This is a genomic window from Chryseobacterium oncorhynchi, from assembly GCF_002899895.1.
Taxonomy (GTDB): domain Bacteria; phylum Bacteroidota; class Bacteroidia; order Flavobacteriales; family Weeksellaceae; genus Chryseobacterium; species Chryseobacterium oncorhynchi.
The window spans coordinates 700,780-713,336 of record NZ_PPEI02000001.1 but is presented as its reverse complement, the minus strand read 5'-3'; the positions used below and the strand labels follow the sequence as shown (position 1 = coordinate 713,336).

General features: G+C 32.9%; 10 protein-coding genes and 1 pseudogene. 8 read left to right on the top strand and 3 right to left on the bottom strand.

Annotated elements, in window-relative coordinates; translation table 11 throughout:
- Nucleotides 1-595: 595 nt before the first annotated feature.
- Nucleotides 596-973, bottom strand: a complete 378-nt coding sequence (locus C1638_RS03385; RefSeq protein WP_123838318.1) for an ATP-dependent endonuclease — start codon at nt 971-973, stop codon at nt 596-598.
- Between the two features lie 22 nt (nt 974-995).
- Nucleotides 996-1,574: pseudogene (locus tag C1638_RS03380) on the bottom strand (YWFCY domain-containing protein); the annotation flags it as partial.
- A gap of 264 nt (nt 1,575-1,838) precedes the next feature.
- Here C1638_RS03380 and C1638_RS03375 point away from each other — a divergent pair.
- Both C1638_RS03375 and C1638_RS03370 read left to right on the top strand, forming a co-directional pair.
- Entirely contained in the window at nt 1,839-3,158 is a 1,320-nt protein-coding gene (locus C1638_RS03375; RefSeq protein ID WP_165826491.1) for an AAA family ATPase, read from the top strand.
- Complete coding sequence (locus C1638_RS03370) at nt 3,158-4,279, top strand: RloB family protein (RefSeq protein WP_109618178.1); 1,122 nt, start codon at nt 3,158-3,160, stop codon at nt 4,277-4,279. The genes C1638_RS03375 and C1638_RS03370 overlap by 1 nt, the downstream gene beginning before the upstream one ends.
- Before the next feature lie 107 nt (nt 4,280-4,386).
- Here the strand turns inward: C1638_RS03370 and C1638_RS22160 are convergent, their stop codons facing one another.
- Nucleotides 4,387-4,572 (bottom strand): hypothetical protein, encoded by a 186-nt coding sequence (locus C1638_RS22160; RefSeq protein ID WP_123838317.1) that lies wholly within the window; start codon nt 4,570-4,572, stop codon nt 4,387-4,389.
- Nucleotides 4,573-5,912: 1,340 nt separating this feature from the next.
- Here C1638_RS22160 and C1638_RS03360 point away from each other — a divergent pair.
- From C1638_RS03360 to C1638_RS03335, 6 genes are all read left to right on the top strand, one after another.
- Nucleotides 5,913-7,151 (top strand): ABC-three component system protein, encoded by a 1,239-nt coding sequence (locus C1638_RS03360; protein ID WP_109618174.1) that lies wholly within the window; start codon nt 5,913-5,915, stop codon nt 7,149-7,151.
- Complete coding sequence (locus tag C1638_RS03355) at nt 7,148-7,684, top strand: three component ABC system middle component (protein ID WP_109618172.1); 537 nt, start codon at nt 7,148-7,150, stop codon at nt 7,682-7,684. Before C1638_RS03360 ends, C1638_RS03355 begins: the two co-directional genes overlap by 4 nt.
- Nucleotides 7,684-9,726 carry a DUF3732 domain-containing protein gene (locus C1638_RS03350; protein WP_109618170.1) on the top strand — a complete coding sequence of 681 codons (2,043 nt, stop codon included), beginning with the start codon at nt 7,684-7,686 and terminating at the stop codon, nt 9,724-9,726. Before C1638_RS03355 ends, C1638_RS03350 begins: the two co-directional genes overlap by 1 nt.
- Nucleotides 9,727-9,950: 224 nt before the next feature.
- Nucleotides 9,951-11,177: a Shedu immune nuclease family protein gene (locus C1638_RS03345; RefSeq protein ID WP_109618168.1), complete on the top strand. Its 1,227-nt coding sequence runs from the start codon at nt 9,951-9,953 to the stop codon at nt 11,175-11,177.
- 168 nt (nt 11,178-11,345) lie between these two features.
- Complete coding sequence (locus tag C1638_RS03340; RefSeq protein ID WP_109618166.1) at nt 11,346-12,122, top strand: hypothetical protein; 777 nt, start codon at nt 11,346-11,348, stop codon at nt 12,120-12,122.
- A gap of 57 nt (nt 12,123-12,179) precedes the next feature.
- Nucleotides 12,180-12,509 (top strand): DUF3892 domain-containing protein, encoded by a 330-nt coding sequence (locus C1638_RS03335; protein ID WP_109618164.1) that lies wholly within the window; start codon nt 12,180-12,182, stop codon nt 12,507-12,509.
- Nucleotides 12,510-12,557 lie beyond the last annotated feature (48 nt).

The following is a 12,557-nucleotide window of genomic DNA, read 5'->3' as shown; positions in this document are numbered from 1 at the left end:
ATTTTTATTGACAGCCATGATTACGCCACAAAAAAAATGGAAAAAAACAACGCTGTAATTATTCTATAACGACCTTAAAGAACAACTAATTCATTATTCCAAATATAAGAATTTTTATATTAATCTTCTGGGCAAGACTTTAAGTTGTAAAGTGTTGAGACGAATCACTAGTATGTGTTATTATAATGGACAACGCTCATCAAGAGAAACGGGAACTCCTACAAAAGCATTTGTTTATGCAGAAGTTCCAGAATTAACATATGAGGTTTGATGGATTTGTAAATATCATCACTAATTGCTCATTGTAAACTTTAGCAAAAAGGACAAATTACATCGCTTCATATATCCACTCTCATTTTATTTGTTGTCATAACTTTTTTAGTTGATTGATCTGATTTCTTTTGTACACATGCTTAAAAAAAATCAGAAGCGTTAGCAAAAATGTTATTGATATTTTCATCAAAAATGATCCTTTTCTTACATTTAAATAGTTGCATCCTTGAAATACACCGAGTTTAAATATGAGTTAAGTGTAGTAGGTTTCCTGCCTAACAGCTTAGGAAGGTCTGTATGGTCAGTTTCGAATTCTCCCTGTTTAGCGGTCGTCATCAGTAAGTATCGCAACTTTTTTTGGTAAACGCTTTTTGGAGTTACTACTATTAAACAAAAACATAAATGGATAAAAGCTAATGCCATATACATTAACCATTTCTATTCTATAATCTTCAAGGTGAAAACCACATACCTGGCAGAATGCAGTAAGTGGCAATTCTTCCGCTAGCCCCTCTACAAACAAGCAGCTCTTAGCATAGAAAAGTTGAGATTTTGTACTATCAAGATAGCGCTGTAATTGTTTTCTTTTTGATTCTATATCAGCCTGGGTTAATAAAGTGCGATTTGTTGTATCCTGAATAAAGTTTTCAGCAGCTCTGGATTCGAATATATTTCCTATCGTATATGCATTATTATCCAATAGAATCAAGTTTTCAAATGGCACCTTTGCCGGGTGTTCCTAGTACAATTGATGCCCTGAAAACGTTGACAACAGAGATCCAACCATCATTCCATTTCCCCTTATAGTAGAATTTTGTTGGAAGATTGACTGAATACTCGTTTTCAATAAGACGGGTTTCTTGCATAAAACTTTCATTCTCATTATTGAAGGGATCATCCATCAACCTGCTTTTAAGGAGCCTGCTCATCCATAGTCCAGCGACCATGAGTAATATAAAACCTGCTGAGATCGTGACCATATATAATGAACTGGAAATTTGAAGTAGCGGAAAATTCATAAGATAGAGGAATGTGCCTAATATTAGGCATGTGTAAATATTTTTCCATTTGATTTTTTCGTTTTTTACACCTTTCGTACCTAGACAGCTTAATGCCAGCAAAATCAAGGCAGATAGCTTGCTTAATAACGTGTTATTAAATAAACCAGAGGTTCTCTGGAAGTTCTTTAGAATTTTTTCGATAATTTCAAGAGTCCATCCTTGCTGGAGGAAAAAGGAATAACAGAACCAATAGAAATTCATTAGTACTAAAAGTATGCTAACTGCACACATAAAAGCCATAATTTTAGCCAGACCTCTTAAATCGTCTTCTTGCAGATTAGTTTTCGTTAAAATAGACTACTTCAACTCATTTTTATAAGGAACGGTGATAATGTTATATTAATTGGCTCAAAGTTTCCTGACATAATTTCAAAAATAATGTACATTTTTTGATATATTTTTTTTGTTGTAAGTCTCTACTTGTTTGTTTAAGTGTCGAAAAATGTAAATAAAAAACAATTTTATCTATTTAATATGTAAAATATGAAATTTAAATTGCTATTTTTGAATAAAATTACCGCATTTATGATTTTAGATTTTAGCATTACAAATTATAAATCGTTTCAGGATGAAGCGACTTTAACTATGACCGCAGAAACGAGCAAACTAAAATCTTCTAACATCCATAGAGTAGCAAACAATATGGATGAACTTTTTAGAACTTCAAAAGTTTCAGTTATTTATGGTCCAAATGCTTCAGGTAAATCAAACCTACTAACAGCTTTGACTGATTTTATCAATTACATTGTAAAGCAGCCAAAGTTAGGCTCTCCTGTAGGAATTTATAATTCATTTTCTTTTGATTTAAAGAAAATGGCCGAGCCCACGAGATATAGAATTAATTTTTTAGGTCCCGAAAATATTCGATATCAGTATTCCGTGGCAGTAGCTTTTTCAAGAATAATTGAAGAGGATCTAATCTATTATCCAGAAAAGAGACCACGAAAAATTTTTAAACGAAAATCCAATATCCAGAAAGTTGAAGAAGTAAATCAAGGAACTGAAATTGAAATAGAAGAACTTACTGTCGACAAAAAAAAGTATTCGGTTTTTAGTAATCAATTGTTACTTTCTAAGTTTGGAGAGGAGCCCCATGATCTTTTATCTAAGGTTTATATCTATTTTCGCGATACATACAATCTTGAGGTATGTAGAGAGAACTATTCCGATACGCTACGAGACAAAGCAGCAAAAATTTTACTAAGTGACAATCAATTGAAGAAAGATTTGGAGAGACTCTTCATTGTAGCTGATACAAAAATATTTGATTTAGATATAGAGGAGGTAGAGGATAAAAACACTATTAATTATCAAGGCGTGACAAGGGCAATCCGCACTAAGACAGAAAAGAAAATTCAATTGCATTATGGACACGCCTTATATAACAACGGAGTTCGAATTAAGGAGGCAAAAGTATTAGTGCCGCATGATAATGAGTCTAAAGGTACACAGACTTTATTTACAATTGGAACTAACATTTTAAATGCATTAAGAAAAGGACAGGTTTTAATTGTAGATGAATTAGACTCCAGTCTCCATCCTTATATTACAAAAATGCTTGTTCAACTATTTCTTTCTGAAAAAATAAATAAAAATGGTGCTCAGCTTATTTTTAATACACATGACGTAACTTTATTGGATGAAGAACTTTTTAGGAAAGACCAAATATGGTTAACAGAAAAGAATGATATTGGAGTAAGTGAATTGTTTTGTTTAAGTGATTTTGATGGTCTTCGAGAAGATACTCCCTTTGAAAAATGGTATATGGCTGGAAAATTTGGTGGTTTGCCTAAAATTCCAAACTTAGATAAAATATTTTCTTAATGAGACCCATTTTTAAATCCTTGACTATTTTTTGTGAGGGAACTGTTACAGAGCCACAATATTTCGCGGATTTACGTGAAGAGGTCCAAAAGAAAGTACCTGATTACGTAATAGAGATTTCACCCATTCCTCCGATACAAAATTATGAAGAGGAAAATGAACAGAGCTATAAACGCCCAGCAGCGAAACGAAGGAATATTATAGAAGTTGAAGTTGAGCCACAACATAATTTTGTGCCATTAGACTTTAAAGCTCAGCCTTTAGAGTATGTATGGAAAGCTAGGGAGTCATTGAAAGTTCATGGTGAAGCATGGGCTATATTTGACAGAGATGAACACCCAGCGTTAGAGGAAGCGTTTGAACTTGCAAAACAGCCAGTAGATGCGAAATTGGTCAATATTGCATTCTCTTCGCGTTCATTTGAGTTTTGGCTTTTGTTACATTTTGAAAAACGCTTGTTGCCATTTAGTAAAACTACTTGTAGGACTAGAACCAGAACTGGAAAAGGTAAGAATGCCAAAAAAAAGGACAAGTATCACGAATGTGGGGAAGATAAAGGAAATGAACTAGATTGCAAAGGTGAAGTTTGCATCACTGGATACTTGAAAGAGAATGATTTTATAGCAAAAGATAGTGATATTAAAAATAGTAGATTTAAAGAGGCCTTTAAAGACAACGTTTATATTGCTATAAAAAATGCTATCGAACTTAGAAGTAAAATTGGATATAGAGGAACACATGCCATAGATACTCTTGATCCTTATACTGATGTTGATCGCCTGGTTTTTAAATTACTTAACATTGAATTTGATTATCAGTGGGTGAGTTATGAAACAATAAAAGATTCCGAAATCTCCTATGAAATAACGGTATCTGACAACATGCTAAATTTTGAAATAAAAAATAATTCTGAAATCGCTTTTGTTTTAGATCCTGATAAGTTTGCTCTTTTAGATGTGCAAAACAACGCTATAAATTTACTTGATAATCGGCGTACCTTACTTCCAGGTGAAGAAACTTCGGTGTCTTTCGATACAAATGAATATGAAGAATTTTTTGCTGTCTTTTTTCGCTTTCCAATGAATAAAGTAGAAGTAGGAATTTTGGAACTTCGGAAATGAATTCATTTTATTGACTATCAATATCATTTGATAATTATAAAATTATATTTGGTAAAAAAATTACAATTGGAACATAGTGAGTTAGATTCTTTAATGCCATTCTTGAATTAATTTTTATTTGTTTTTCTTTTTTTCTTTTTCTTCATGTTGAATTCGAAGATTTGTTCTTCTGGATCGTCGGACAAAGGATTAAATTGTAAAGCTTCAAAAAATCCTATTTTTCCTATTAAGTTTCCGGCTTCAAACATAAAATCAAACATAGGTTGAATTTCATCTTTTAACTTGGTTGGCAAGGTTTGGGCTGAATCACTAAGGGAAGTTGATACTTTGCTTTCGGTTCCGCCGCATCTACTTATTTACCGTAATGAAACCGAAGCTACGAAACTAAAGGAAAAATATGTAGGACTTATTAAGAATTTGGACTACATCAAAATACTAAGAATATTGAGAGAGGATTTCATATCATTGTATGGACAACCGACAAGGAAGATGGTATCTTAGAAGCTTTTTCCAGAATATTCAAGGGAGATTAAGCAGAACAGGGAAGATTTTGACTGTTTGAGGAAGTATATTTTTTTGTTTGACCGCAACAAGCCAACTTTTGAAGCTGTCCGTAAATCTCTATTGAATGGAATCATTAGAATTTTACGAATTGAGAGAGTTAATCCAATCGGTGATTCTCCCAAAAAATTCCGTAAATCTTCTTTAATTCAACTACTCAAGAGCAAGAGAGAAGTATATAGAGACGGATTACCATACAACTGAGCTTGCAAAGCTAAAGGTGTTTGTCAAGGGAACAAGAAAAGACCGGATTTTAAGGGCCAAAATCCTTTATTCTTTCAGAAGCAGGATTTTTCTCATTTAAACAAAGTAAGATCGAATGAAACATTAAAAATGATGTACGTAGGCTTTTCACGGCCCACGGATTTTCTTTGTTTTGCTGTAGAAGAGAGAGTGTGGCACAGGATGTTGAAAAATTTAGGGAAGCTGGCTGGACGATTGTATCAATAGATGAGTAACCACTGTGGCTAACAAATGAATTTAGTTTTCCTTTATTGATGACAATTTTTGAAGCGTTAAAAGGTTGGGTTCCATTGGAGTCTAAAAAACATTAATCTGCCTTATTCTGTTATCAAAGTAATAAAAAATAGCGCCAACTGAAGACAGTTGGTGCCATTTCGCTGTGTGTGAACTTGACTGTATTATCATCGAAGCAATTTCTTGCTGATATTGAAAAAATATTAGAAATGTGTGATTGATTAATAGATTGTGTTTTTTCGACTCTAATCCTTTTTGGTGTATCCAAGCAGACTTTGTAGGGCGTTCGATGTGAAGCGATCACATGGGGCATTCGGCAAACTGCGATAATTAATGAAAGTTATAATGAGGAAAGTATTATCCAGTTTTATATAGAAGAAATGTTGGTTTTGTGGTTTATGATGTGGTAAGTCACATTCGTTACGGATAACCATAATTTTAGTAAATGCTATTAACTTATATTTACTACTTAAAATAGTATATATGATTAATATTTATCAGCACACGACATTAAGTAGGATCTTCACATGCGAAGTTTTTGTCTAATCTCTTAAAAATGTTTATTTTAGTACAAATTAACAACCATATTTAATCTATGTCCGATTCAGCCTCTGGTTCAATATCAGGTTTTCTTTTTCAATTTGAAAAGGCTTTGGTTCTTTTAGCTACTCTCGATAATATAACGGATGTGGTTTCTATTGAGCAAGTTGACGATGTTGCTGTTCAGACTGACGAAGACCTTGTCTTGGTAACAATCCAATCAAAGCATAGTATAGCACCTAATGGAACTACATTTGAGGATACTAGTAAATCATTGTGGAGAACCTTACAAATATGGATTGAAAAGCTTGAAAGCGGTATTTTTAATGATTCGACGAAATTTATATGTTCGACCAATAAAAAAATTGCAGACCATTCTTTGCTGAGAAGAATTCTTACTGGCTCCTTTGACGAGGTAATACAAGATATTAAGTTGCTATTAGATAGGCAGAAAGCTAAGCTACAAAGTTTACAATCTTCAAACGAAGATGCAGGAAAATCAATCAAACCCATTATTAAACTTATTGAATTCGTTCTTTCAAAGGAGGATAAGTTTCGAGTTATAAAAGAAAATCTTTCTATTGAAGACAAGGAGTCTTTAATGGAAAGATTTTTTATTGCAACCCATATGACAACAGATAACTATTCCCAAGCAAGAAAAGAATTTGTATATGACGCCATGTATGGATGGTTACTCAACGGAAGTAAGGCAAAATGGCTCCAGGGAACAAAAATTGGAGCGACATTTACCAAAAAGGATTTCGATTCCAAGTTATCTATTGTAAATGCTAATCCTGCCATTGTTAATGCCGTTTTTAGAAAAAAAGATGATTTAGGAACAATTGATTTCAAGCGTCTTTCGGAAGTAAAGAAGGAATTATTCGTGGCACAGATTTATGATCTCAATCGTAAGAAATCTGCAAAAGAAAGACTTATTGAAAATGCAGTATTGGATTTCATATATCATGATATTGAAATGGCACACATTGTAAGAGGAGGAGACTTCACTGAGCCAGATTTTAGGGCGTTTCAAAAAGCCTGTATGGATAGGTGGCAAAGTTACGTAGATACGGTTATAATAAAAGAACTGGAGGAGTATGATGATATCGAGAAAAATGAGATGGCTATCAAAATTTTTGATTATATAATGCATAATATTGAAGTCAATTTTCAAGAAGGTTTTTCTTTTAACTCCTCGAATAGTTATATACGTAATGGTACATTCCTAAAACTATCGAATATACCAGAAATCGGTTGGCATCCTGACTGGGAATTAAAATATAAAAAATTATGAGCATAAAAGACGGCCAATCAGTTGACAAAGGATATAATCTTTTTGAATTAATGCAGAATGATGCTCTAAGTGTAATAGCGCTGCATAGTTTTACTTTAGGTTACCACACTATTGCCAAAAATAGAAAAAGTGAAGTGACCTTTCCAAAACTCAATTATCTTTTTTTTGTGCTACCGATTGTTTATAATTATTCAGCTATGCTTAGCTTTTTAAATTCAAACGAATTGTATACTGCATTGATGAAGGAACATTCAATACTTCTTGGCCTTCAGGAAAGAGCACTTAAGATGTCAGTACAGACTTTTGACGGACTTAATGTAGCCTTTAGTAAAAAGATTTTAAGTATCAATAAAGAAAACGGCACAATAACTCTCCTAAAACCATACACCTCAAAGAAATTAATATTGGCAATGTCTTCTAACAATTCCTTTGATAGTGTAAAACAAATCCAGGATAGTGCTTTTAAATTAGGCAGTATTTTCGCGAAAAAACATGATAACAATATACAGAACGATCTAAACATTAGGTTTTAATGAAACTCAAGATAAAAAATATTATACTATATCCACTTGACGAGGCCCTGAATCCCAGAATTATTAAATTTCATGAGTCCAAGGTTAATGTTATTACTGGATATAGTCAACGAGGGAAATCCGCAATTATTTCTATTATTGATTACTGCCTTGGTAGCAGCGAGTGTGATATACCTGTAGGAACAATAAGAGAGAAAGTTGATAAATTTGCCATCTATATTGCTATAGGAGATCAGTCAATTTTTTTAGCGAGGGACTGCCCAGGAAATGATAATAAAGTTTCTGATGTGATGTATATGTATGATGTGCAGGGAAAGGGCGATAATCCTAAATTGAACACAAATGAATGGATTAAAGAAGCAGGTAAATATAAAACGAATAGAGATAAGGTAAAAAACTATCTGAGTGTCAAAGCTGGCTTTGAGAATATTTCAATCAACAATGAATCTCAAAAAGATGATGCTCCGGCAAGCTTCCGAGATACTACTGCATTTATGTTTCAACCACAAAATATTATTGCCAATCCAACAACCATATTTTACAAAACTGATACTTTTGAACATTTACGACGCCTAAAGACACTTTTCCCTTTAGTTTTAGGGTATAAATCATATGAAATTTTGAATCTCGAAAGTGAGGTCGACGTTTTAGAACGTGAGGAGAAAGAAAAAGCCAGAAAATTAGATGACCTCCGTTTGCAATATGAAAGTTGGCAAACAGACATTTATGAGTATTATTCCAAAGCGATAAATCTAGGATTGTCAAACGCTGATATTAGTATCGAGAGTGGAAGTGTAAATTTGATAAAAAACGAGTTGAAAAAAGTTGTTTCGGACGTGAAAAATAACAGGTTCTTTAAAGAGGGATCTGCTATAAGGTATTCAGAGAAGTTGGAGGAGCTAGATGGTGATCGTATCCGATTTACACGGGAGTTAGATGAGCTTAGAGTTGGATTACAGAAAATACAGCAGTTTGATCGCTCTAAAGTTGAATATATTGAAAGTGTAGCAGTTGAAATTGATAAAAGGTTAAAACCAGTTGATTGGCTGCTAAAGCAGAAAGGTACTAATATCTGCCCTTTTTGTGATTCTGTGTCTGAAAAAGCGATTAATACACTTCTTAATTTTCAAAATGAAAGCCAAAAAAATGGTAAAGTTTTGGAAGCTTCAAGATCTGAAAATTTTAGTTTTGAAAAAGAAAAAGGAGATTATAAAGAAAAGATTAAATCTAAGGAGAGGGATATTGTAAAAATAGATGCAAATATTCAAATTCTCAGAAACGAGGATCGAAAAAATTTTAAGAAACTTCAAGATATCTTTGAATTTAGTGGAAAGATTGAACATGTTCTCGAAAATTTGGAAAAGATTTCACCTTCGGCAAATTTAGCTGCTGAACTTGAAAGAATTGCAGGAGAACTAGCTGGCAAGAGGAAATCACTGAAGAGTTTGAAAGATAAATTCGATAAAGAGTATTGTTTAAAAAAGGTATCAGATGCGATTGCAAATTATGTCAAAATTCTTCCAATAGAAAATAAAGAACAACGACGTGTTTTATTAGATCCTGACGTAAGTGTGGGTATCCGTATCGAAGATACTAGGTCGAAGAATATTAACTTTTTATATAAATTGGGGAGTGGAGCAAACCATATGTGTTTTCACTTGGCGACTATGCTAGGACTACATGAATACTTTTTAAATCTCCCAAAATCTGGTAAAAAGAATTATATCCCTTCATTTCTGATCCTAGACCAGCCCAGTCAAGTATATTTCCCAGAGGATTTTAAGGATCTGGACAAAGATAATATTGATCTTAATAAAAAAAAGAAAATCTCGGAAGATATTCAAAATACAACACTAATATTTAAAGCTTGTAGTAAATTCATCGAAAGTAATAAATTTCAGACCCAGATAATTGTGCTTGAGCACGCTTCAGAATCTACTTGGAGCGAGGTCTCTAATATACATTTGGTAGAGGAGTGGAGAGGCTCATTTGACCAACCCGATACTTATAAGGCACTTATTCCGAGGGCATGGTTTGATTAGGCAAAACAGAAACTATGAATCTGAAAGATCAACAAATCATCCCTGGAAAATAACTTTAATGATAATACAGTAACCATAAGCGTTCTATTAGAATTGACTTATGTAGGGTTTTGGAGTCCAAGAGATTTTTTTGCGACTATTCACAAAGATGGATTGTACAGGAGATTCTCCGATTAATAACTAAAAGAAGACTTGTGATATAAAGTATGTAAAGATAACTGAGTATGATTGATTTCTTAATAAATGACAATGCGCTAGTTTTGCGTTATACGGCTGAATTTGCAAATTCTACAGATTGGATAAGAGATGCTATTAAAACGAAAGGCTTCGTGAGACTTAAAAAGACTTTTTATTTTGAAGAAAAAGATATAATAAGCAATGGAGATTTAATTGGAGAAATGGATATCGATGATTTTAATGATCCAGATTTGGAACCATGTGCTCATTTTAATTTTGCTGAGGTTACAGGTAATTATTACAAAGTTCAAAGAGGAATACTCATAAATGACTTCGATATATTTATAAGTAAGGAAGTTTTAGTAAAAACAAAATTTTTTGTTGCAGATTCCGATGTATCTGTTTTCAAAGTAATTAAGAATATATCTAAAAGTGATATATATTTAGGTGGTGATCATCCAAATGCAGTTCCCGTCAATGAGTTCGAAAAGCTTTTAAAGTTTTTTCCATCTTCCTATGAAAGAAGAAAATATGTTGAGGCACGAATTTCATCTGTTTTAAGAAATTATTTGGATAATGTAAAGGATGCTGAAAAGCTCTTTCAAAAACACATAGATGCAAAAACTTCTAAACATGGTACAAATTTAAGTAAGATTTTTCAAGAAATGGAACTCTTAAAATATCTTACGATCCTAGAAAAGTTGCAAGAAATGTTGAAGGAAGAAGATGCGTATAGCGAACATCAGTGGCAGGAAGAAATTTTGCAGATCATTTTATTACTTTATCCAAAATATATATGCGCATTTAGATCGGTTCCAATAAAAGCAAGATTAGCAGATGGAATAAAAGATAAACAGCTTGACATTCTTTTAGTAGATTCAAACGGATATGTTGATATTATTGAGATAAAGAAACCTTTCGAGAATGCCATTATGACTAAAGGTGTTTACCGGGATAATTATATACCTCTTAGAGAACTTTCGGGAACTGTAATGCAAATTGAAAAATACATTTATTATCTCAATCGTTGGAGCGTAGAAGGAGAGAAAGTTCTAAGTGCAAAATATGAGACACAATTGCCCGACGGTTTCGATATTAAGATTGCAAACCCAGGTGGAGTAATCATTATGGGGCGCGAAAATAATCTATCTTCTGAACAAAAGCATGATTTTGAAGTAGTAAAAAGAAAATATAAAAATATTGTTGACATTATTACGTATGATAATCTACTGGAAAGATTAAAGTTTACAATCGAGCAAATTCGGAAAATTTAATTTTTTAAATTGAGAAAGATTTGATTACTACTATCAATAGAGTAAGTATTGACTACTTCAAATAGTATGAGGTTAATTAGTTTTATGCATTTAATTAAACTGTGTCAATAGATTGCGCACACAAATCTGATATTTGCCTTACAAACAACTAAAAATTTAAACTATACTATGATTTCAGAGAATTTAAGAGAAAAAATCCGCAAGGTTGATAGTGACTTGAACAGTACCTACAAACCGAGCATTAGCAAGCCATTATTGGAAATTGTCAGCTTAACCTTTATTGCGACCCTGCTCGGGCTATTTTATATTTGGGAATACCTGAATAGGTTTAAATTCGATTATTTTGAATATTTTGAAGTAAAAGATTCTTTTACGATTTTATACCAGAACGCAATGCCGATTATTTATATCGGATCTTTACTATCGCTATTTCTTTGGATTTTAGTTCCCGATATTCTCAAAAAGAAAACTATACAGGCTGATGATCAGGAAGAAGACGGGCAATCTGACCAAAAAGTGATCAAGGGGATAACAAATGCGGCCGTTATAATAACTGTCCTCTTAGGACTATGCGGATTTTGGGTGCTGCTTTCGGCTTACAAATTTGAGTTATTGCCAACTATCATATTCCTTGTTTTTGCGGTGGCAGCCTGTTATCTATATTTCAAAGGGCCTAAAAATCTTGGCGTTGTTGCTGCAATTATTATTGCATTTCTTTATGCCGAAGTCCGTGCTAGAAAGGATGCTGAGCAGACCATGAAGCTGAAGCCCAGAAAGGACATTACGCTTAGTGGTCAGCAGGAACCAATATTAAAAAAAGAGGACACAACTAGATATGAAATTTTTAGGACCAATGGATACTATTTTATTAAGGATGACCGCAAGAAAATGATATTTGTTTATTCCCGTACTAATGGTGAAATGAACTCTTTCTATGTAGAATAAAAGTACGAATAACAACATACAAATTGAAAATATTTACATCTTATTAAAATTATAAAAATGGCAGAATTTAGAATTTCAGGAATTTGGTTAGATTCCGGAGGCGTAATTACACATTACGCAATCCACACTAGAAAAAAAAATAGTAAAGGAGATGGTTACATTATTGGCTTAGCAGAAAAATATACCAAGCAGGCTGCCGTTGATTTACTTTTAAAGCAGGGAAATATTGCTAAGACTTATTTATGGAACTATAGTAAAAGAATCTGGGAGGCTGGAGCAGAAGTCCAGGTAACCAGTGGAAAACCGTTATTTTTAAAATCTAATCCGGACAGCACGGAAAGGGATAATCTTTTGCATCTTATTAATTACGGGTATATTTTTAAGTAATTTACTATGAGACTGTCTCAAAAGTGAGACTGTCTCATTTGATTAAAA

Bases quoted from the DNA above. Each gene is read 5' to 3' on its own strand.
- C1638_RS03370 (WP_109618178.1), top strand. From the start codon at position 3,158: ATGAGACCCATTTTTAAATCCTTGACTATTTTTTGTGAGGGAACTGTT.
- C1638_RS03345 (WP_109618168.1), top strand. From the start codon at position 9,951: ATGATTGATTTCTTAATAAATGACAATGCGCTAGTTTTGCGTTATACG.
- C1638_RS03355 (WP_109618172.1), top strand. From the start codon at position 7,148: ATGAGCATAAAAGACGGCCAATCAGTTGACAAAGGATATAATCTTTTT.
- C1638_RS03335 (WP_109618164.1), top strand. From the start codon at position 12,180: ATGGCAGAATTTAGAATTTCAGGAATTTGGTTAGATTCCGGAGGCGTA.
- C1638_RS03340 (WP_109618166.1), top strand. From the start codon at position 11,346: ATGATTTCAGAGAATTTAAGAGAAAAAATCCGCAAGGTTGATAGTGAC.
- C1638_RS03350 (WP_109618170.1), top strand. From the start codon at position 7,684: ATGAAACTCAAGATAAAAAATATTATACTATATCCACTTGACGAGGCC.
- C1638_RS03360 (WP_109618174.1), top strand. From the start codon at position 5,913: ATGTCCGATTCAGCCTCTGGTTCAATATCAGGTTTTCTTTTTCAATTT.